The 20987-nt window shown below is 45.5% G+C and carries 15 protein-coding genes; 11 read left to right on the top strand and 4 right to left on the bottom strand.

What is annotated here, in order from left to right:
* Positions 1-81: 81 nt before the first annotated feature.
* Together QUB37_RS15555 and QUB37_RS15550 are read right to left on the bottom strand one after the other, a co-directional pair.
* Positions 82-3093, bottom strand: a complete 3012-nt coding sequence (locus QUB37_RS15555; RefSeq protein ID WP_333163427.1) for an EAL domain-containing protein — start codon at positions 3091-3093, stop codon at positions 82-84.
* A 277-nt stretch (positions 3094-3370) separates the two neighbouring features.
* Complete coding sequence (locus QUB37_RS15550; RefSeq protein WP_333163425.1) at positions 3371-4204, bottom strand: prohibitin family protein; 834 nt, start codon at positions 4202-4204, stop codon at positions 3371-3373.
* A gap of 654 nt (positions 4205-4858) precedes the next feature.
* Here QUB37_RS15550 and nfi point away from each other — a divergent pair.
* The 11 genes from nfi to QUB37_RS15495 all read left to right on the top strand — a co-directional run bounded on the left by nfi (position 4859) and on the right by QUB37_RS15495 (position 18441).
* Entirely contained in the window at positions 4859-5506 is a 648-nt protein-coding gene (nfi, locus tag QUB37_RS15545) for a deoxyribonuclease V (RefSeq protein ID WP_333163423.1), read from the top strand.
* Positions 5507-5965: 459 nt separating this feature from the next.
* A complete protein-coding gene (locus QUB37_RS15540; protein ID WP_006631632.1) occupies positions 5966-6196 on the top strand; it encodes a KGG domain-containing protein in 231 nt (76 codons plus the stop codon).
* Positions 6197-6671: 475 nt separating this feature from the next.
* A complete protein-coding gene (locus QUB37_RS15535) occupies positions 6672-7202 on the top strand; it encodes an FHA domain-containing protein (protein ID WP_333163421.1) in 531 nt (176 codons plus the stop codon).
* A gap of 233 nt (positions 7203-7435) precedes the next feature.
* Positions 7436-9439 (top strand): FHA domain-containing protein, encoded by a 2004-nt coding sequence (locus QUB37_RS15530; protein WP_333163419.1) that lies wholly within the window; start codon positions 7436-7438, stop codon positions 9437-9439.
* Positions 9440-9588: 149 nt separating this feature from the next.
* Positions 9589-10017: a hypothetical protein gene (locus tag QUB37_RS15525; protein WP_333163417.1), complete on the top strand. Its 429-nt coding sequence runs from the start codon at positions 9589-9591 to the stop codon at positions 10015-10017.
* A gap of 118 nt (positions 10018-10135) precedes the next feature.
* Positions 10136-11290: a DNA cytosine methyltransferase gene (locus tag QUB37_RS15520; protein ID WP_333163415.1), complete on the top strand. Its 1155-nt coding sequence runs from the start codon at positions 10136-10138 to the stop codon at positions 11288-11290.
* Positions 11291-11546: 256 nt separating this feature from the next.
* A complete protein-coding gene (miaB, locus tag QUB37_RS15515) occupies positions 11547-12887 on the top strand; it encodes a tRNA (N6-isopentenyl adenosine(37)-C2)-methylthiotransferase MiaB (RefSeq protein ID WP_333163413.1) in 1341 nt (446 codons plus the stop codon).
* Positions 12888-13085: 198 nt separating this feature from the next.
* Positions 13086-14156, top strand: a complete 1071-nt coding sequence (locus tag QUB37_RS15510; RefSeq protein ID WP_333163411.1) for a D-alanine--D-alanine ligase family protein — start codon at positions 13086-13088, stop codon at positions 14154-14156.
* A 260-nt stretch (positions 14157-14416) separates the two neighbouring features.
* Positions 14417-15499 (top strand): AI-2E family transporter, encoded by a 1083-nt coding sequence (locus tag QUB37_RS15505; RefSeq protein ID WP_333163409.1) that lies wholly within the window; start codon positions 14417-14419, stop codon positions 15497-15499.
* A 582-nt stretch (positions 15500-16081) separates the two neighbouring features.
* The gene (locus QUB37_RS15500; protein ID WP_333163407.1) at positions 16082-17320 is read left to right on the top strand and encodes an HhoA/HhoB/HtrA family serine endopeptidase; all 1239 of its coding nucleotides are present in this window, start codon (positions 16082-16084) and stop codon (positions 17318-17320) included.
* A 248-nt stretch (positions 17321-17568) separates the two neighbouring features.
* On the top strand, positions 17569-18441 hold the full coding sequence (locus QUB37_RS15495) for an MBL fold metallo-hydrolase (RefSeq protein WP_333163405.1): 873 nt from the start codon (positions 17569-17571) through the stop codon (positions 18439-18441).
* A 342-nt stretch (positions 18442-18783) separates the two neighbouring features.
* Here QUB37_RS15495 and QUB37_RS15490 read toward each other — a convergent pair whose 3' ends face one another.
* Together QUB37_RS15490 and QUB37_RS15485 are read right to left on the bottom strand one after the other, a co-directional pair.
* The gene (locus QUB37_RS15490; RefSeq protein ID WP_333163403.1) at positions 18784-19404 is read right to left on the bottom strand and encodes an RloB family protein; all 621 of its coding nucleotides are present in this window, start codon (positions 19402-19404) and stop codon (positions 18784-18786) included.
* A 5-nt stretch (positions 19405-19409) separates the two neighbouring features.
* On the bottom strand, positions 19410-20801 hold the full coding sequence (locus QUB37_RS15485; RefSeq protein ID WP_333163401.1) for an ATP/GTP-binding protein: 1392 nt from the start codon (positions 20799-20801) through the stop codon (positions 19410-19412).
* Between the last annotated feature and the right edge of the window lie 186 nt (positions 20802-20987).

Here is a 20987-nt window from a genome sequence, read left to right as displayed (position 1 = left end):
ACTCAAGGCATTGAGTAAGAAAAGATCGATCGCCCTTATTGACAATCAAGCAATTTGATCCGGTTAAATATTTAGTTCAGTTCACCATTTGGGCGATCGCCTCAACAAGGCTGTAGCTGCCTCACTATCGAGAGGTTTAGAGAAAAAGTACCCTTGACCGTACTCGCAGCCGATCGCCCGCATTTGAGCCAATTGGACAGCGGTTTCGACACCTTCTGCCACTACCTCCATCCCCAAACTGCGGGCCAGCATGACGATCGCCCGCACGATTTCCAAATTTTCGCCCATTTCCCCAATGCGACTGACAAAAGAGCGATCGACCTTCAAAATATTAATCGGGAACTTGTGCAAATAACTCAGAGACGAATAACCAGTACCGAAATCATCAATACACAGCCCGATCCCCAAGTCTCTCAACTGCGAAAGCATCGCCGCCGCCGCTTCCCCATCTTCCATCACCACAGTCTCAGTAATCTCCAACTTCAAACAGCGAGCATCAACACCCGTTTCCTGCAAAACTTGCTTAATTTGCTCGATCGATTCCGGTTCCGCAAACTGTCTCCCCGAAAGATTTACTGCTACAGTCAGCGGCGAATTTCCCACAGGTAAATTCAAACTCTGCCACTTAATAATTTGGCGACAGCTTTCGTTCAAAACCCACAAACCCAAAGGCGTAATTAACCCTGTTTCCTCCGCCATCGCAATAAATTCCATCGGGGAAACTAAACCCCTTTCCGGGTGCAGCCAGCGCACCAGCGCCTCAAATCCGATAACTGATCCGCTTTTTAAACAAACGATCGGCTGATAATAAACAGTAAAAGGACATTCCAATTTATAAGGAGCCAATGGCGATTTCGGACGATCCAACTTCCGCTCTATTTCGCTCATCGGTGAGTTTTCCTCCACCGCCACACATCCGAAATCCACTATCGAATATTTCAAATTTAGTTCTTCAACCGACTCCCGCAAATCGTGTTCCAAGTGCATCAAAGCCACAGCCCGAGTGTGCATCGCACTGGTAAAAACTTCGTAGCGAGCTTTACCCAGAGCTTTTGCCCGGTACATCGCAATATCAGCATCGCGCAAAATATCTCCCGGCCACTGATATTTGTTGGTACTTAAAGCAATGCCGATGCTAGCAGTAATTAAAACTTTATTACCTTCCAAATAAAGCGGTCGTTCGATCGTTTTGAGAATTTCCTTTGCTTGGGCGATCGCCTCATCAACACCGTGAATTTCTTCCAGCAAAATTACAAACTCATCTCCCCCCAGACGAGCCACCGTATCGCCTGGCCGCAAACAAGTCAAGAGACGGCGAGCCACAGCCACCAACAGCCGATCGCCCGTGCGGTGTCCCTGACTGTCATTAATCACCTTAAACCTGTCCAAATCCAGAAACAGCACCGCAAACTGCTCGCTCGGATGCCGTTGGGCGCGGGCAAAAGCTTGTCCCAACCTGTCAGTCAACAAAGCACGGTTCGGCAACTCTGTCAGCGCATCGTGTAAAGCATCGTGCAACAGTTGTTCTTCAGCCATCTTGCGCTCAGTCACGTCGTGACAGTTGACCACAATTCCCCGCACCGAAGGTTCGTTGAGCAAATTCGTCGCCACCGCTTCCAACACGCACCAGGAACCGTCCTTGTGCTGCACTCGGTATTCCGCCATTCCCAGGCTAACTCTCGGCGTTTGCATGACACCTTTGAACACTTGATCCACTATCAGCAATTCGTCAGGGTGAATCAAGTCAAATATAGATCTGCCGAGGATTTCCGCCGTCGGGTAGCCCAAAATCCGCTCTAGGGAAGGAGATACATAGCGGCAAAAGCCTTTCTCGTCGAGAATCACAATAATGTCTCTAGCATTTTCAATCAGCGATCGAAAGCGCTTCTCGCTTTGCCGCAGCTCTTGTTCCGTGCGCTTTTGGTCGGTAATATCGGTATTCATGTAAATCAGACCGACAATTTTCCCTGTGCGGTCTTTAATAGCATCGGCCCGCAGCAACACTTGCAAAGTTTCACCGCTTTTAGTGCGGTTGGTAATTTCACCAAACCAAGAATAACCTTCGGCGATCGTGTCGAGTACCTCCCTGGCGACTGCGGGGTCAGCAAAAACTGCCGATATACCTCCGGCTAGTTTAAATTCCTCTGCGGTTTCCCATTCAAATAGCTGAGAAAACGCTTGATTTTGATAGATGTGAGTGCCGTTCGCATCGCTGATGCCGATCGCGTCACTCGAACTTTCCACCGCCTTGCGAGTCAGCACCAGAGCTTCTTCTGCCCGCTTGCGCTCGGTAATGTCAATCCCTACCAGACAAGCTGCTTTGCCCTGATCGTACTTTTGAGCCACAATCAAATAGTATCCCTCCGACTCTCCCCTGTCGGTTTGTAGCTTAACGCTGAGTTCTTTAACCGCTTCCGTAGCGTCGTCGGCAAAAAACTCCACCACAAAAGAGTTAAAATCCGAGCTAGCGCCCAAAAAACCAATATCTTGACCGACAAAAGCCGACGGCCGCAAACCATGCAGTTTGGCTAAGTGCTGGTTAACCCCCAAATAGCGCAAATCCGAGCTAATCCAAGATACTGTTCCCGGAACTGCTTCCAAAATCGTTTGCAGTTGGTCGTTAGCTTGCTGCAATGCTTGCTGCACTTCACATATTGGTTCCGACAAGTCCGACTGAATCCCTACAAAGTGAGTCAAATTAGCGTTGTCGTCTCGCACGGGAGATAGCGACAATTTGCTCCAAAAAGGACTGCCGTCTTTGCGGTAATTTTTGATTGTTGTCTGGAGTTCTAGGCCTTGGCGCAAGGCCTCGCGGATCTTAGCTACAGTAGTTCGATCGGTATCCGGGCCTTGCAAAAATCGGCAATTGCGCCCCAAGATTTCATCGGCACAGTAACCTGTCATCCGTTCAAAGGCCGGATTGCAATAAATTATAGGACAATCGGGTGCATTGGCGTCAGCAATGACAATGCCACTGCTAGTAGCGGCCAAAGCTCGATCGCTTAGCCACAGTGCGTCTGACGCAGTATGGCGATCGCCGACATCCCCGACTTCATCTAAATTAGAAATTGACTGGTTCTCCCGATCTCCCATCAGCCGAACTTTCAAGCAAACCTTTACAATTTCCGAGTTGTTTCTTACTGTAACGTTTTTCAGGACTCGCGCAACCTAAATTATATCTCCGCATTTAACTAAGCGAGATTTCACCTTAGTGGTTAGTTGTATTTTCTACCCTTGCTGTTCGGCATTTAAAAAAGCACATCTTCACTTCCGCAGTGAAAAACCCTCTATTCTTCTCCCCCTCAGACTCTCTCCCCCTCTCCCCTTCTCCCCTTCTCCCCGCGCCCTGGCAATCATGATCTGCAGCAGCTTATTTAGCAGGAGTTGCAGCTTGAGAAGTCGGCGGCGCAATATTAATTAATGGCAAAGTTCCGCCTCCTCCCATTACTGTCGGAAACTGGCCGTTCCATTTTTCAATCGCTTGCTGCTGCAAAATTTCGGCTGTTAATGTTTGCCGCTGCAAGCGTTGAGCTTCAGCTTTACCTTTAGCACGGTTAATTTCAGCTTGAGCATCTTGGGTGGCTTTTTTAACTGTAAATTCTGCTTGTTTAGCTTCTTGTTCGGCTATTTGTTTGGATTCGATGGCTTTGCTAAATTCTGGAGAAAAGCCAAAATTTATTAAAGAAACATCTCTGACAATGACACCGTAAGGTTCCAAACGCTTTTTGAGACTGTTGTCGATTTCTGTTTTGAGTTCCGTGCGCTTAGTGATAATTTCTTCTGCGGTTTTTTTAGAAGTTGCTGCTTTGAGAACTTCGGAAATTGCCGGACTCAGAATGCTGGTAACAATTTGTTCTTCGTCTCCCACTTGTTGGAAAACTTGATTAACTTTGGCAGGATCAACATTCCAGTTGACTGCCAAATCTGTAGTAATGCTTTGCAAATCTTTGGAGGCTGCATCTGCTTTCAAATCAGTTTTTTGTACCCGCACGCTGAGAGTTTTTACAGAGGTGAATATCGGTAAAATCGGGTGGATGCCTTCATCTAAAATCGTGTCTTGAACTTTCCCGAAGCGCATCATAACGCCGCGTTCCCCTGGGCCGACGAGGGCAAAAGGTCTTAAAATTAAGGCGGCGATGATGAAGACGATGCCACCGACGATGTAGAGAGCTAGGTTGTACTTAACACTTTGCACGGTTTTCATAGGTTAATTCAGCTAGGTTGTTTTACTGGATGTTAGTTGTCTATTCGCTCTTCTCTAAGATTATAACTTCCGGTTAATGGTGCAACAACTCATAAATTTCTTTATTTTTTTCATAAAAGTCATAGGATTTTGAGGGTCGGAAAGCTTTTTAAATCAAAAAGATATTAGATTGCCGTTACATTGAGGCTCTGGTATGAACAATGGCATTTGTACCTAGCTGAAATTATTGATGAATAAATGTTTCAATCATCTTGACAAAGAGGTTTGTTTTAGATAAAGCAGAAGTAAATAGATAGCTCGATCGCTCTTTGAGAAGCGATAAAATGGCGATCGGAAAGAGAAAGCTTTCTAGAAAGCTAAAAAAACAGCATCAAATAGGTATTTTTTGTAAATTTTGAGTAGAAAATTGGAGGGACGTGCTGATAAAACCTTTAGGGGTTGGTGCAAGCACAAGCGAAAGATAGAATTTCAGTCTACGGCGTACAGACTCTATTTGTAGAATTGGCATCGGCCCGCCTTGCTCAACCCTCCTGAGTAGAAAAAAAGACTCCTTGGGCAAGTTGGGAATTTATACCGACAAACGATAAAAATCCGAGTTTAAAAATGCCCGAAAATAAGTTAATCTTAGATGAGAACGGTTGAAGAGAAATCAAAATGTTGCAGCGACACCCTTGGCCGCAGACAATTGAAGAGGCGATCGCCATTCAAGAACAGCTTCGGTCAGAGGTAATTACCGCAAATCAACTGGAGACAGTTCGTTACGTCGCAGGCGTAGATGTCGGCTACGACAGTGCAAACGAGGTATCGCGGGCCGCTGTAACAGTTCTGAGCTTTCCAGACTTGCAGTTGCAGCAGCAAGCTGTAGTTCGCAGTCCTACAACTTTTCCTTATATTCCGGGTTTCCTGTCTTTTCGAGAAGTGCCGGCAGTTCTCGAAGCTTTAGAAAATATCAGTTTGAGACCAGACTTGATATTGTGCGACGGTCAAGGACTAGCCCATCCGCGCAGGTTCGGTCTTGCCTGCCATTTGGGCGTTTTGACAGGGATTGCCACGATCGGAGTTGCCAAAAATCGATTTATTGGAGAACATTCAGAAGTCGGACTCGACCGGGGCAGTTGGCAACCCTTGCTGTTGGAGGGATCAACGGTAGGAGCAGCGCTGAGGACGCAAACAGGGGTAAAGCCGATTTATGTTTCGATAGGTCATAAGGTAAACTTGATAAGTGCGATCGAGTACGTCCTGCGCTGCGCCCCAAAATATCGCTTACCAGAAACAACTCGATCGGCAGACCAACTAACATAGGGATAACTGGCAAGCGCGGAAGGCATCAAAAAAAAAGTAAAAAGACCAAAAAAGCATCCGTCTTTGGACTTTTAATTTTTGAGGTGGCGCGGTTAAGTCGAAAAATCCTCTGAGTCTACCGCCAATCAGCTTTGGGTTCCATCCTTCCAGCGAACTAAAGAATGACTATACCTGAGAAAGAGGTATAAAAGTTGGGGGGGTTTATAGAATGATTGAAAGACAGTAACCAGCTTAAAACATTGGTGGCTCTAACCACAGTGCCCAGGCGTGAACTATTTTTAGTTCACATTTGTAAATTATGAAAAATTAATTCTGCGAGTTAAACCAAAAGCTGAGATTCGTCTGATAAGGTTTCATAATTTACCGTCGGATATCTCACCACTGACTGGAAGTAACCACGACAGTGGGAGGCGAAGGCGCGATCGAGCTAAAAAATCAGAAACAAACAAGGAGACAGTCATGGCTGAGAAAAGCAAACGCGGATTCGCTTCTATGGATGCAGAAAAACAGCGCGCAATTGCTAGCAAAGGCGGAAAAGCTGCACACGAGAAAGGAACTGCACACGAATTCACCCCTGAAGAAGCCAGACAAGCTGGCCAAAAAGGTGGCGAAGCTGTCAGCAGAAATCGCGAACACATGGCTCAAATTGGTCGCGAAGGCGGTCGGAAAAGCCGCAAAAGCGAAGCTTAAGTCTCTCCAGGCTGGCCCTGTAATGAAAGATTGCACAGTTGCAGCGTGAGAGATAGCACTAGGACATTGAGCGTTTGAGGAGGTGGGGCGATCGAAGTTACCGAGGTAGTTCGATCGTCAAACCTCCAAAATTCGTCACTAGCGCACCAAAGCTTCGCAAAGGTGAAAACCGACAGGAATTAGTTTTTAGCAATCGCTGGCCAATCTTGAACAGCAATTTTTTAACCAAGCTGCACTGCGGTCAATAATTTTGCGGGAAAGAAAAGCTGACAAGCGCGATTAAGTCTCTCAAAAAAAGCCAATACGAGCACTAAAAGCCCCGAATTCAGGGCTTTTTTGTATAGCTGTACATAATATTTTTAGAAGTGCGATCGACTCGGCGTCAATAATTATAATTAAGTTTTTTGGTGAGGAACTCCGTCCTCAAAATAAATCAGTTAATATTTTTTTATCTTTTTGAGCAAACCATACAATCATGACAAACCAGCTCACTTTAGCATGGACAGAAGCTGGGGTGCGTCAAACTCGAACAATTGAAAACGGACAGCCGAGCAAAAATCCGGGAACCGTGAGGCTAGGGCGCGATCCGGCGAAGTGCGATATAGTATTTTCGCATCCCAGCGTATCGGGGCTGCACGTTGAAATATTTTTTAATCAGGAATTGCAGGAGTATGCAGTGCGGAATTTGCGCGAAAGCAATCCGCCACTGGTAGACGGAAAAATTCTCGCCCAAGGCGAAGCAAAATTGAACTCGGGAAGTCACATCCATTTAGGCCAAGTGCAAATTGAGGTGGTGAATGTGACGGAGGTGCAAGTAGCCGCGCCGCAGACAGTTTTGTTGTCTGGGCCTCCTGTACCTGGTAACTTTCAGCCGACGGGGCCTTCAAAATATGGTTTGCAGTGTCCCAAATGCAGCCGAATTTCGCCTTACGCGCAGTTGAATGCGGGGTGTCCGTGGTGCGGTACCTCTTTGGCGGCGGCGGCGAGTGTGGTGATATCTCCGTGAAAATTTGAAAAACGGAGATGTTGCACCATTCTCAATTACTTGTTTAGGAACAGGCTTTTCGGCCTGTTCCACAAGAAAATTCATCTATTGTGAATGGGCATCTTGCCCGTTCTTGACAATGGTGCAAGATTTAAGAAAAACGGAAAATCAGGCTATCCGCTAAACACTCTCAAATTCAAAAATCTTTTTTTGCAGGAAGCTCAAAGCCGACGGCTGATGTTTAAAAAATAATCATGAATTCTCAACCCTTGCGCCTGCGACTGACTTGGACAGATACAGCTACGGGGGATTGTCGATCCCCGATACTCGACTTACCCATCGCTTTGGGACGAATTTTTGAAGCTATGCCCGCCACAATCAACGGGAAACGAGTTTCTCGAATTGCCCTCAGCAGCAGTCAAGTTTCTCGCTTTCACGCAGTGATTGGCACCGAAGGTAACAGTATTTTAGTTACTGACACTGGTAGCCGCAATGGTACTTTTGTTAACGGCATTCGCCAAACCCGTTGCGTGCTGGCAAACGGGGATATGCTGCAAGTGGGGCCCTACGCGATCGGCATTTCTTTTGCTGTTAATTCCCCTGAAACGCCGTCGGTCAATTTTCACATTTTCTTTAATCCGCAGACCAATGGGCCAGATCCCGCGTTGGGCCAGCCAATAATGTTGCAGCTTCCTCAAACAAGTAGTAGGGGAGAATTTCCGCCGATCGAATTTTTGCAAGCTTCTCAAGTGTCAATGCGATCGCTCCAATCTATGGGACTCCCTGTGACAGAAGTTGATTGGGCTGCCGTTGGCGGTGGTTTGGGCAGCTTTATTTGGGTGGATTTGCTGAGAATTTGCGGCGTGAAAATCGATCGAATTGCGGTTTTGGGCATGGAAAACCAGCCTTACGCCCGCTATCTGCGTCTGTGCCTGAATTCTCAAATTCCGCTGCGGGAACGCCTACGATCGAATTCTGACTCTTGTCCAGACAACATTTGGGGCTGGCCTCCCTATGCTTTGCGGGAAGCTTGGCAGGAATTGCTCAAAGGGCGTTTGGGGATGTCGTTGAAGTTGATGTGGCAGGTGTTTGCTGAACCGACTTTTGCCGAAACTTATACGCCTCGCGCGGAGAATGTGTTTGATTCTATTGACAGGGAAGTCGATCGAATTGGGTGGAATCAGATGTTTCGCTACGGTAGAGTGCGGGGAATTCGCAAAACAGATGACGGCAGGTACGCGATCGCTTATTCTCGATCGAATGCGGATCACCGCGACCACGCTTTTTTAATCGCCAAATACGTACACTTAGCCACCGGCTATCCCGCCATTCAATTTCTGCCCGACTTGCAAGCTTACCGCGAAAAAACCCAGGATTTTGAGTCGGTTGTCAACGCTTACGAAAAGCACGACGGCGTTTACGAAAAATTGGAGGCCAGCGGCGGCAGCGTTTTAATTAGAGGCCGGGGAATTGTGGCTTCGCGGGTGGTGCAGCGAATTTACGAAGCGCGACAGCGGAACCGCAATATTCAAGTATTGCATTTGATGCGATCGCCCAAACCTCAAGGTAACAAATTTAAACTCGCTGAGCGAAGAGTCGAAAATCACTACGAATTTCAACCTTTCAACTGGCCGAAAGCTTGCTGGGGCGGGGAACTCCGCGTACTTTTAGAACAAGCCGCCCCTGAATTGCGGCCGCAGTTGCTCACCGACTGGGGCGGCACTACCACAGCCCAGCGCAGCGACTGGCAGCGGATTGTCAAAGAAGGTTTAAGTCAAGGATGGTATCAAATTACCTTCGGGGAAGTCGAGCGAGTTGAGCGCGACAGTCAAAACCGCACGGTGACGTACATTCAGGAGAAGGAACTCAAGGGGCAAATTAAGTTAGAGGCTGATTTTATTATTGACGCTACGGGTTTGGACGCTAAGGTAAAAACCAGTCCCCTGTTAAACGATTTGGTAGTTCAATACAATCTTCCCCTCAACGGTTTGGGGCGGCTGAGTGTTAACAACGATTTTGAAGTGCCCGAATTGCGGAATTCTTCTGCTAGCAACACAGAAGGCCGGGTATATGCAGCCGGCGCGATTACTCTGGGGGGCCCTTATGCGCCGGTAGACAGTTTTTTGGGCTTGCAATACGCCGCCTTGCGATCGGTTGAAAGTCTGGCCGCCAACCGAGTTGCTGGTGTGCGGAAATTGAGCGTTTGGCGATCGTTCGTGCAGTGGTTGAAGTGGATTTTCAATAAATCTCCCGGCTAACTTGAAGGGCGAAGTTCGGCAACAAACAATGTAGGAGATTTAATAGATTTAAACAAGCTTTGCTTTCAATCTCAAATCTAAAATCTCTATTCAAAAGCGAACAATTTTGCCATTCAATCTAAAATCCAAAATCTAAAATCAAAAATCGAATGACTCCCACCTTATTTGGTCGATGGCAAACTCGAATTTTATTATTTGCAACAGTCGGCGTTTTAGTAACACTGCCATTTTTTCTCGGTTTAATCGCTGGTAAATCAGGCTCGATATTTTTCGGGATTTTAGGGTATGTAGCGATTTTTGGCATCGGCTGGGATGCCTTATATATCTACATCCAGCAGTACCGCTGGGATCGAGATTGGCCCGGCGCATTTCAATTGCTCGCTGGGATTTGGGAAGCACTTTTTGTCTTGCTATTAATCAAAACTATCGGTTTACCGGGGATACCGCTGCTAGACTTTGATTTAGGAGCTTTTGCTCTACATTATAGTTTTGTATGGCTGGCTATTTATCTGGCATCGCAAACAGTAATGCGGATTTTGTTTCCCCACTGGCGTTTCCGAGGCGGTCAATGGTTGTAATAATATTGTGTGATTTTTGTGAGGCCTGTAGGGGCTGGTTTTATAAATAATAATCGCCTCAAATTAATAATCTCATAAACCAGCCCCGCCCCGGTCAATTACCAATTACCAATTCCCCATGCCCAATTCCCAATTCCCCATCCCCTGTATTTTCTCATTTTTTTCAGGTTCAGGCTTCCTCGATTTGGGCTTTGAGTCGATCGGCTTTAATGTAGCGTATGTCAATGAAATTTTCCCACCTTTCATGCAAGCATACCGCTATTCTCGGCAGTGCATGAATTTGCCACTACCAGAATACGGATATTGCGAAAGAGAGGAAGCAGATGTAACTCGACTTGTAGGGGGAGAACCAGCTTTTCGGCTGCGGGAATTAATGCAGGATGCCCGCAAGCATCACGATATTGTGGGATTTATCGCGGGGCCGCCTTGTCCTGACTTTTCTATTGGTGGCAAAAACCGAGGTGGGGAAGGAGATAAAGGTCAACTTTCAGCTTCCTACATTGAATTGATTTGTCAGCAGCAGCCAGATTTCTTTTTATTTGAAAATGTCAAAGGTTTGTGGAGAACCAAAAAACATAAAGCTTTTTACGACGAACTCAAAAATCAGTTGTATGAGTCGGGATACGTTTTTGCCGAACGTTTAATTAATGCGATAGAATACGGTGTCCCGCAAGATAGGGAGAGAATTCTTTTGATTGGATTTAGAAAAAACCTTGTCAGAAATCTGGGCATTTCCCTAGAGGAGAAAAGCCAAATGTTAGCCGAAAGTTTATTTCCTTGGCAAAGTCAGGTATTATATCCCAAATCAGAAATTTTTTCTCATCCTTGGCCTGATAGAACGGCCTTTGCAGGTGATGGTTTCGTGCCTTGTCCTGATGGCATTCCCCAAGATTTAACGGTAGAATTTTGGTTCCAAAAAAATGACGTTCTCAACCATCCCAATGCCAAACACTATTTCCAACCCAAAGCAGGCCTTAAGCGGTTTGCTTCCGTTGATGAAGGAGATGATTCAAAAAAATCTTTCAAGCGATTGCATCGATGGCGTTATTCGCCAACAGCTTGTTACGGCAATAACGAAGTTCACTTGCACCCTTACAAACTTCGCCGACTTTCTGTTGCAGAAACACTGGCTATTCAGTCACTGCCAAAAGATTTTGCACTGCCAGCCAAAATGACGTTGACTAATATGTTTAAAACTGTTGGCAATGGAGTTCCTTATTTGGCTGCACAAGGTGTTGCCAAAACAATTTTACAGTTTTTACAGACAAAATAAATAGATAAATAAGCGCAAGAGTATTTCAGAAACCCGGTTTATTGCTAGATTTGTCGTGACTAATCCCAAAACTCGTAGAAATCGGCTTTCTAGCCCCATGTAACAGTTAATCGTTGCGCCTCACACAAGCTAGAGATTGGTGAAAGCCGTTGTTTAAATGAACTAATAAAAAGAAAAATTCACAAATGGTTTACACTTGTTATATAATAGTTGGTTAAGGTTGAAAACCTATATTTTTTATTGCCTGCAATTCGCCATGACCGTTAAACCCCGCCGCTATCACATCACTACTTTCGGATGCCAGATGAATAAAGCCGACTCGGAACGGATGGCCGGCATTCTGGAAAATATGGGCTTTGAGTTCTCGGAAGACCCGAACGAAGCTAGCTTGATTCTCTACAATACTTGCACGATTCGCGATAATGCCGAACAAAGAGTTTATTCTAACCTCGGAAGGCAAGCTCATCGCAAGCGCCAAGAACCGGGTTTAACTTTAGTTGTAGCTGGATGCGTCGCGCAGCAGGAAGGTGAAGCGCTGCTGCGGAGAGTGCCGGAATTAGACTTAGTAATGGGGCCACAACACGCTAACCGACTTGAAGATTTGCTGGAACAAGTTTTTGAGGGCAATCAAGTGGTGGCGACTGAAGCTGTTGAGATTATGGAGGATATTACTAAGCCGCGCCGCGACAGCAAGGTGACTGCTTGGGTGAATGTAATTTACGGCTGCAATGAACGCTGCACTTATTGTGTTGTCCCGAATGTTCGCGGGGTTGAACAGTCGCGAATGCCGGAGGCAATTCGCGCGGAAATGGAGGATTTGGGCCGTCAAGGTTACAAAGAAGTAACTTTGTTGGGGCAAAATATTGATGCTTACGGACGCGATTTGCCGGGGACAAAACCGGACGGCAGCAACCAGCATACTTTGACGGATTTGCTTTATTTTGTGCAGGATGTGCCTGGTGTCGATCGCCTCAGATTTGCTACTAGCCACCCGCGCTATTTTACGGAAAGATTGATTAAGGCTTGTGCTGAATTACCGCAGGTTTGCGAACATTTCCACATTCCTTTTCAGTCGGGAGATAATGATATTTTGAAGGCGATGTCGCGCGGTTATACTCAGGAAAAATATCGCCGGATTATTGATACAATTCGCCGTTATATGCCGGATGCTTCGATTACTGCGGATGCGATTGTCGGCTTTCCCGGTGAGACGGAAGCGCAGTTTGAGAAGACTCTGAAGTTGATCGAAGATGTTGGTTTCGATTTGGTGAATACTGCGGCTTATTCGCCTCGCCCTGGGACGCCGGCGGCTTTGTGGGAAAATCAGTTGACTGAGGAGGTGAAAGCCGATCGCCTGCAACGAATCAATCATGTAGTGACAACAACGGCGATGGAACGATCGCAGCGCTATTTCGGACGCACTGAAGAGGTTTTGGTGGAAGTCCAGAATCTCAAAGATCCAACTCAGGTGATGGGGCGCACTCGCGGCAATCGTCTCACATTTTTTAAGGGCGATATTGCTGAATTGGCGGGTAAAATTGTGCGGGTTAAAATTACAGATATTCGCGCTTTTAGTTTGACGGGGGAAATGCTTTAAATAGCACCGGAATGAGATTAGGGGACGGCTTACTTGTGAACTTTTCTAAGAAGATGTAATTTTTTTTACCGCAGAGAGCGCAGAGGACACAGAGGAAGAGTGGAAGGGAGGAGATAAGTAGTCTTAAAGCGGTTCGTATGTGCCTTAGTTGCGCTCTCTGCGTGTATATTTGTCGAAAAGTCCTAGGAGTAGTGAAAAATGACAACGATGCGGATCGGGCTATTGTTCGGGGGGCGATCGGGCGAACACGAAGTCTCAATTAGTTCGGCGCGGGCGATCGCACGTGCCCTCGCTGCGGAGGAAAATGCCTCTAAATACGAAGTTCTGCCCTTTTACATCCAAAAAAACGGCCGCTGGCTGTCGGGAACATTACCTCAACAAGTCTTAGCCACCGGAAAACCTCTGGAAATAGAGGAACAAACAGCACAAAACGACTCTCCCGCTGGACAGTTTCCTAATTTTAATGCTGTAGATGTTTGGTTCCCTGTTTTGCACGGGCCAAACGGTGAAGACGGTACGGTGCAAGGATTGCTGAAATTATTGCAAGTTCCTTTTGTCGGTTCCGGCGTTTTAGGTTCAGCGCTGGGAATGGATAAAATTGCGATGAAAATGGCTTTTGCTCAGGCTGGTTTGCCGCAGGTAAAATATGTCGCTGTCAACCGTTCCGAAATCTGGTCTAATCCTTGCGTTTTCCCCAAACTGTGCGACAAAATTGAAGCAAGTTTGGGCTATCCTTGCTTTGTCAAACCAGCGAATTTGGGATCGTCTGTGGGAATTTCTAAAGCTCGATCGCGCGCTGAATTAGAAGCAGCTCTCGACAGCGCCGCCAGCTACGACAGGCGGATAATTGTCGAAGCGGGTGTGGTTGCTAGAGAATTAGAATGTGCAGTTTTGGGTAACGATAATCCCCAAGCTTCAACGGTGGGAGAAATTACTTTTCAAAGCGATTTCTACGACTACGAAACTAAATATACCCAGGGACAAGCCGACTGCTCAATCCCGGCAAAAGTCAGCGGTGCGATCGTCTCGCAAATCCAAGAAATGGCAGTGCAAGCATTTTTGGCTATAGACGCGGCAGGTTTAGCGCGAGTAGACTTTTTCTACATTGAATCAACCGGAGAAGTTTTGATTAACGAAATCAACACTTTCCCCGGCTTTACAGCTACCAGTATGTATCCGCAAATGTGGGCAGCGGACGGCATTTCTTTCCCTGAATTAGTAGACCGTTTAATTCAATTATCTCTCGAACGGCACGGGGAAAAAGGTTGAATGGCGAGTTGTAAACCGCTGCCGTGCCAACCGAAAATAAAATATTTTCGCAGGTAATATATCCATACCAGCGGAAACGATATAACATAGTTGTGGCAGGCACTGCCTGCCAGCAACCCGATTTCCGCTGCTAGTCGAGCAAGTGGGAATTTTAAGCAGTCGGGTGTAAATAAATGCACTATAAGATGGTTAACGGAGAAGGGCGAATAGCAGTGTCAATCTCACATCTTGAATCTCAAATTTTAACTCGGTTAACTTAGATGAGACGTTTCACTCAACTGCCGCAGTGGTGGACTTACGGACTGGTATTTCCCCTAGCGGTACTCAACTGCTGGTTAGCCCTCCTAGTCTTTGAATATTTTCGCGCCCTGATTACAGTTTTGGTAGTGGCTACAGTGCTGTCTTTTTTGCTAGATTATCCAGTGCGCTTTCTGCACAGATACGGCTTGAAGCGCGATCGAGCAGTTTTGTCGGTATTGTTTTTGACTTTACTGCTATTGGTGGTTTTAGGTCTCACTCTGGCCCCGATTCTCCTAAACCAAATCACTGATCTCGCCACCCGACTGCCGACTTGGATAGTTTCTGGAACAGAACAGATTGAAGCATTCCACAATTGGGCGGAAAATCGTAATCTCCGCATTGATGTCAGCGGTTTGACAACCCAATTGAGCGATCGACTTTCATTTCAATTGCAGTCTCTCACTGGCGAAATTCTCAGATTTGGTTTGGGTGCTGCAGACAGTCTGTTGAATTTCCTCCTCACAATAGTCGTGACATTCTACTTGCTCTTGCACGGCGATCGCGTATGGGAAGGATTGTTTAAATGGTTTCCCTCCAAGCTGAGCCTTCAATTGCGAGAGTTGCTGGCGCGAAGCTTCCACAACTACTTCGTCGGGCAAGCAACTTTGGCGGGTTTGATGGGACTGTCTATCACTGTTGCTTTTTTAATTATGCGAGTTCCCTTCGGACTTCTGTTCGGTTTGGGTGTGGGTGTAATGACTATGATTCCCTTCGGGGCACCTTTCAGTATTTGCATTGTCAGTTTGCTGATCACATTAAACAATTTTTGGCTCGGCGTCACAGTTTTAGCTGTCGCTACAGTAATTGAGCAAATAATTGAAAGCGGGGTTGCTCCTCGGTTATTAGGCGGTTTTATCGGTCTCAATCCTGTGTGGATTTTAGTGGCGCTGCTGGTGGGGGTTAAGGTAGCGGGAGTAGCAGGTTTGTTAGTTGCTGTGCCGATGGCTGGTTTTATTAAGAATACTGTTGATATTTTGGAAAGTTCGAGGAACAAGTCGAGGAAAATCGATTCGCTTAGTTCCATTGAACCTCTGGAGGAATAAAATTATTCCAGAGGTTCAAATTTTAGATTTGAAGAGAGTTTTTGCAGGCTATTTTGACTTAGGTTTAGTTGGTACTTTAGCTTGAGGCTTTACAGGTTTTTTACTTCCTGCTTTAGGGTGAGGCTTTCCGGTTCTTTAGCTGCTATCCTTCCTGGATGCAGGCGGGGTCAAAAACTCCGTTTCTACGTTAACGTCGATCGCTCACAACGAAGATTTTGCGTATAATCCTGGTTTTTTTGAGTGCAAGATTGTTGTTGACTTCGGATATCAATCCTGTGAAAAGTTCGCGGGAAATGCGGAATATGCGAGCTGGCTAGCGTAGTTTGTATTATCGCACTCAAGCGGCAATTCGCCAGTGCAGACCCAGTTAGATCGCACTCAAAAGCTGGAATCCACAAACAATTTGCCTGCGACTGTCCGGTTTCTACCCCACCTTGTAGGGTAAACCACACCAGTCAAGCAGATATCACAAATGCTTGAATTAAAATTAAAGAGTCTTTAGTTCTAACTTAATTCCAGTAAGTGCTAAAAATGCAAAACCCTAATTATAACTCTCGCTCTAACTCCCACCAAATCAATACTATGTCAACCAAAAATATGCCTACTGCAACTGTGCGTTATCGCCGTTTTTCGTTGCCGAAAAAACTGGCTTTTTTATCCCTTGTTTTGCTCGGCTCCACCGCAACTGTTGGGTGCAACGCCCTAACTTCTCAAGTTCCTGGAAGTTCTAACGCCATCAAAGCTGAACCGGCAAATGCAGCGCCAATCTCAGCATTGCCTGCAAATATACTGCCCTCTCAAGACTCTAATTTTGTGACTCAAGTTGTGCAGGAAGTCGGCCCGGCAGTGGTGCGGATCAATTCGTCTCGCACGGTGCCGAACCAAGTTCCAGATGAGATACCCGAGCAATTCCGCCGCTTCTTCGGTTCAGAATCTCCCATTCAACCGGGAAATCGGGTAGAACGGGGTTCGGGTTCGGGTTTTGTTTTTGGTTCCGATGGCCGCATTTTGACTAACGCTCACGTTGTTGATGGCGCGGATACGGTGACGGTAAAACTGAAGGATGGCCGCGAATTTGTCGGTAAAGTTTTAGGGGTAGATACAGTTACTGATGTGGCTGTTGTTAAAATCGAAGCTAACAATTTGCCTGTGGTGAGTTTGGGCAAATCTGAAGAGTTACAGCCGGGAGAATGGGCGATCGCGATCGGCAATCCCCTCGGTTTGGACAATACTGTGACTGTGGGAATTATTAGCGCTACAGGCCGTTCTAGCGCCGATGTCGGCGTTCCCGACAAGCGCGTCAGCTTTATTCAAACCGACGCTGCGATCAATCCCGGCAATTCAGGCGGCCCGCTGCTGAACCAGCGCGGTCAAGTTATCGGTATGAATACGGCGATTATTCAAGGCGCTCAAGGATTGGGTTTTGCGATTCCGATCGATCGAGCACAACAAATTGCCAACCAATTAGTAACAGCAGGAAAAGCCGAACATCCTTATCTCGGCGTTCGGATGTTGAGCATTACTCCCGAAATCAAGGCAGAATTCAATAAAAATCCCAACCCCAAATTGAGGCTGACTGAAGATAAAGGCGTGTTAGTTCTGGGAATTGGCAAAAATTCTCCGGCGGCACAAGCTGGAGTTCGCGTTGCCGATGTGATCAAGAAAATCAATGGTGCAGAAGTCAGCGATGCTGGCAGCGTACAGCAAATTGTCGAGAAAAGTACAGTGGGCAGCGAGCTGCAGCTTGAATTGAGCCGCGGCGGACAACCTGTTACTGTGGCGGTGAAAGCGGGTGCTTTTCCAGCGGATCAGCAGCAGTAGAATTGTTGATTGAAACTTAGATCTTGCACGCAGAAGCAAGAGTCCGGCAGGGGCTAAAACCCCTGCTTCAAAGTGAAAGTCCTCTTGCATAGGACTGATACTAAATTATTGTGAATAAATAAGGAGTAATTATTAGTCGGTTTTAACCGGCTTTTGCTGTGAGACGGATTTAAACCTCCGGCGGGATGTCGGGGGTAGTCGTTCTAGTAAGTTACCATAATTTATAGGGGTTATTAAGAGGTAGAAAAATGGCTAACATTAATCGGAGGCGTTCTGAAAATATTAATGGTAACTTTTATGTAGACAGTACCTGCATTGACTGTGATACTTGTCGGTGGATGGCACCTGAAGTATTTGGTCAAGCGGGAGAACAGTCTGCGGTTTACCACCAGCCAACTAATGAAACTGAAGAAATGCGATCGCTCGCGGCTCTTTTGTCTTGTCCCACCAGTTCGATCGGCACTGTAGAAAAACCCAAAAGCATCAAACAAGCCCAGCAACTGTTACCCGCACTCGTAGCAGAAAATGTCTATCACTGTGGCTACCACTCAGAGAAATCCTACGCCGCAGCCAGCTATTTAATTGTCCGTCCAGAAGGAAACATTTTAGTTGATTCTCCCCGTTTTGTGCCGCCGCTAGTCAAAAACATAGAAGCAATGGGTGGCATTCGCTATCTGTACTTAACTCACCGCGACGATGTGGCAGATCATCAACAATACCACGATCATTTTGGGTGCGATCGCATTCTCCACGCTGACGAAATTAACGCTGGTACTCGCAGTGTAGAAATTCAACTGTCTGGTAGCGAACCGCATCAAATCGCAGATGATTTGTTGATTATTTCTGTACCCGGTCACACGAAAGGTCATACAGTTTTGCTGTACAATAACAAGTTTTTGTTCACCGGCGATCATCTTGCTTGGTCGGAAAGTTTGCAGCAGCTAGTTGGCTTTCGCGAAGTCTGTTGGTATTCTTGGCCAGAACAAATCAAATCTATGCAGAATTTGGCTAATTACTCGTTTGAATGGGTGTTGCCGGGACACGGCCGCAGGTATAATGCCGATCGAGAAACAATGCGCGAGCAAATGCAACAGTGTATTGCTTGGATGGTCGATGCTTAATAGTTTAAACCCCCTTTTCTACGAGGCGGTTGAAACCAATCCTACACGCACTTTCGTCCGAGCAGAGGGGGACTAAGAAGAAGTGGGGATATTTAAGCGGGATTGGGGATTAAGCCTTTGGAATGGCAACCAAATTGATAGAATTAGCGGGATAAGTTGCCTAAAATCGGCCGGCGCTGAGACGTAAATCGCTCGGACGGACGATCGCCCGCGGCTTATTTTAGGGCGATCGCCACAAAAATCCTGCATTCATTTTGATCTGGTCTAAAAACTGCTTGTGCGATCGAAAAATGTTAATTAAATTATGCTAATCTCTTATTCACATTATAGAAGATGTTGAAGTCAGCAGTCACTACCCAAGCTTTTCAGCAGAATCTCAACAAGTCTATAGACATGGGTTCCTAGTGTTGGTGGCCAATCTTGCTGAGAACTTGGATGTAGATTTTTCGCTCGATTTATTGCATCTTTAGTATGTGGCTGGTAAGCAGAGATATCCAGATTGCTACCATTGTAACTTCCTAAAATTCTTCGGAGTCTTTTCTTGAATTCATCGCACTTGCAAGTCTTCTCCTCCTGAGTATTAATATCTTCAAAGTGTAAAGTTAACCATACTTCAAAACAAGGATTGCTAATAGCTAAATAATAACCTCTTTGCCTAGCTTCACTACAGACAGAACTCAATTTTTTGTCCCCCCAACGATCCCTATCAGAAACCAGCCAAAGCATATCATCCTTACTTAGATCGTATCGTTCTTTGAATTTATCTAAACGTTCTAAAACATATTCAGGGGCGGACTTACCATCTTCTGTAGTTGCTAATATCTCCACTTTGATTCTGGTGCTATTAAACATCCCAAAATATTGCTTTTCAGTTTCCTTACCTTCCGTAGCAACTATAAATAGTTTTGCATCTCTCCGATCGTGTTCGCGATCTAATAATTTTGTTCGCTTAATTTTTGCCATTGCTATTATTTAGTTATCACGGATAGATCGGTTTCACAATTAAGCCAGCCTAAACTTTGTGGATTTCCAAAGAAGGGGATAGCTCCAAAACGTCCATTCAAATAACCTTTCTCAATTTTTAGATCGGGTCTCATTTTGAATTCGGCTAAAGAGTAAAGATTAGACACACCTTGTTCGCTCTTTTCAACAAACCAAATTTCATCACGTCGGAGTAAATCTAAGTCTAGCAAATTGGTATCATGGGTTGTAAAAATGAGTTGATTTTTTTTGTCTCTACAATTGATTGCTACTTGTACAAAATTCCGAGAAAGCAGAGGATGCAAACGTCTATCAAGTTCATCCAGGAAAATCACTTTTTCTTCTTCTTGTTTTAAAATAAAAAGAGTAGGAATCAAATTAATGAGACGTTGAGTTCCTTCTGATTCCTCTTCTATTGAAAAGTCAATAAATTCTCCCTCTTCACTGCGATGACGAGTTTTGAGTTGAATCAAGGTTAATTGACTCTGATCGTCCTTAAAGACCAGAAATCTTGTACCTCTTAAGTTCGCAATCACCATTGAATTTTTTTCTGCTTGATTCAGGGCCTGAATAAGATTATCTCTTACAACTTTAGGCATAGTTGGAAAGTGTCGCTCAAAATCTAACTCTACTTCCTCTGTTACTATTGAATCAATTCCTGTTCCTGCAAACTTCAGAAACTCACTCAGAAAGTCCGTGAATGATTCATCACTGAGTACACCCATTTCTAAGCCTGTATAATCTGCTTCTGCTGGAATAATATTTAATACTTTTCGGAACCAGTCAAAAATAGGTTGTAAAGCAGTAACATTTCGCTCAAGAGATTCTGTCAAAAAAAGTTGATTGGGGCGAGTTCCTTGTGCAATAAAATCGAGAAACTGTTGATGTTTCTTACTACCTTTTAGTTTTGAACCATATTCTACTGTAGTTTCTTTTTTTGATGAAGTGACCCGTTCAAAGTACATCACGTCCAGCTTCCCGCCATCAGGGATTCCATAAAGCCATTCTTCAAAAATTTGCTCTCTATTTAATGTAAACCCGTAGGAGTATCGAGCCCCTTGGTGCGTAAAAATAAACTCAAACTTGCTAGGCTGCTTACTATAATCACCCAGTTTGAATGGAGAAACAGGGATAGTTTCACTGGTGCGAGTTCCCTGTACAACTAAGTTTTTGGCAAAACTTATAGCCTCGAGCAGATTTGACTTGCCTGCTGCGTTTGCTCCGTAGATTGCTCCAATTGGCAATATCGATCGCCCTTTTCCTGCTGCATCTTCAGCAAGGTGATCTATATGCTGTTGGTCGCTATTAACTCCCACCATACTAAAAGTGACTTCATCCCTGAAGGATAAGAAATTTTGTATAGTAAGTTGAATTAACATTGTTTTTACCCATTAGGAGGCATTGGATTACACTACTTTCACCCATTATGGTAGCCTAAAACAGGTATTTAGGAGAAAAAATCTCCTAAATTACCTAGTTTTACGCAAAGTTCATCTCTCTAGACGGAGATGTGGGGGATGCGAGGGGGATCTAAACTCAGAGCCAAAGGAGATTTAGCATAAATT

It is taken from the genome of Microcoleus sp. AT3-A2, assembly GCF_036705685.1.
Classification (GTDB): Bacteria; Cyanobacteriota; Cyanobacteriia; order Cyanobacteriales; family Microcoleaceae; genus Microcoleus.
The sequence above is the reverse complement of the archived record's forward strand: the minus strand, read 5'-3'. Positions and strand labels throughout refer to the sequence as shown.

Bases quoted from the DNA above. Each gene is read 5' to 3' on its own strand.
- QUB37_RS15555 (WP_333163427.1), bottom strand. From the start codon at position 3,093: ATGGGAGATCGGGAGAACCAGTCAATTTCTAATTTAGATGAAGTCGGG.
- QUB37_RS15550 (WP_333163425.1), bottom strand. From the start codon at position 4,204: ATGAAAACCGTGCAAAGTGTTAAGTACAACCTAGCTCTCTACATCGTC.
- nfi (WP_333163423.1), top strand. From the start codon at position 4,859: ATGTTGCAGCGACACCCTTGGCCGCAGACAATTGAAGAGGCGATCGCC.
- QUB37_RS15540 (WP_006631632.1), top strand. From the start codon at position 5,966: ATGGCTGAGAAAAGCAAACGCGGATTCGCTTCTATGGATGCAGAAAAA.
- QUB37_RS15535 (WP_333163421.1), top strand. From the start codon at position 6,672: ATGACAAACCAGCTCACTTTAGCATGGACAGAAGCTGGGGTGCGTCAA.
- QUB37_RS15530 (WP_333163419.1), top strand. From the start codon at position 7,436: ATGAATTCTCAACCCTTGCGCCTGCGACTGACTTGGACAGATACAGCT.
- QUB37_RS15525 (WP_333163417.1), top strand. From the start codon at position 9,589: ATGACTCCCACCTTATTTGGTCGATGGCAAACTCGAATTTTATTATTT.
- QUB37_RS15520 (WP_333163415.1), top strand. From the start codon at position 10,136: ATGCCCAATTCCCAATTCCCCATCCCCTGTATTTTCTCATTTTTTTCA.
- miaB (WP_333163413.1), top strand. From the start codon at position 11,547: ATGACCGTTAAACCCCGCCGCTATCACATCACTACTTTCGGATGCCAG.
- QUB37_RS15510 (WP_333163411.1), top strand. From the start codon at position 13,086: ATGACAACGATGCGGATCGGGCTATTGTTCGGGGGGCGATCGGGCGAA.
- QUB37_RS15505 (WP_333163409.1), top strand. From the start codon at position 14,417: ATGAGACGTTTCACTCAACTGCCGCAGTGGTGGACTTACGGACTGGTA.
- QUB37_RS15500 (WP_333163407.1), top strand. From the start codon at position 16,082: ATGTCAACCAAAAATATGCCTACTGCAACTGTGCGTTATCGCCGTTTT.
- QUB37_RS15495 (WP_333163405.1), top strand. From the start codon at position 17,569: ATGGCTAACATTAATCGGAGGCGTTCTGAAAATATTAATGGTAACTTT.
- QUB37_RS15490 (WP_333163403.1), bottom strand. From the start codon at position 19,404: ATGGCAAAAATTAAGCGAACAAAATTATTAGATCGCGAACACGATCGG.
- QUB37_RS15485 (WP_333163401.1), bottom strand. From the start codon at position 20,801: ATGTTAATTCAACTTACTATACAAAATTTCTTATCCTTCAGGGATGAA.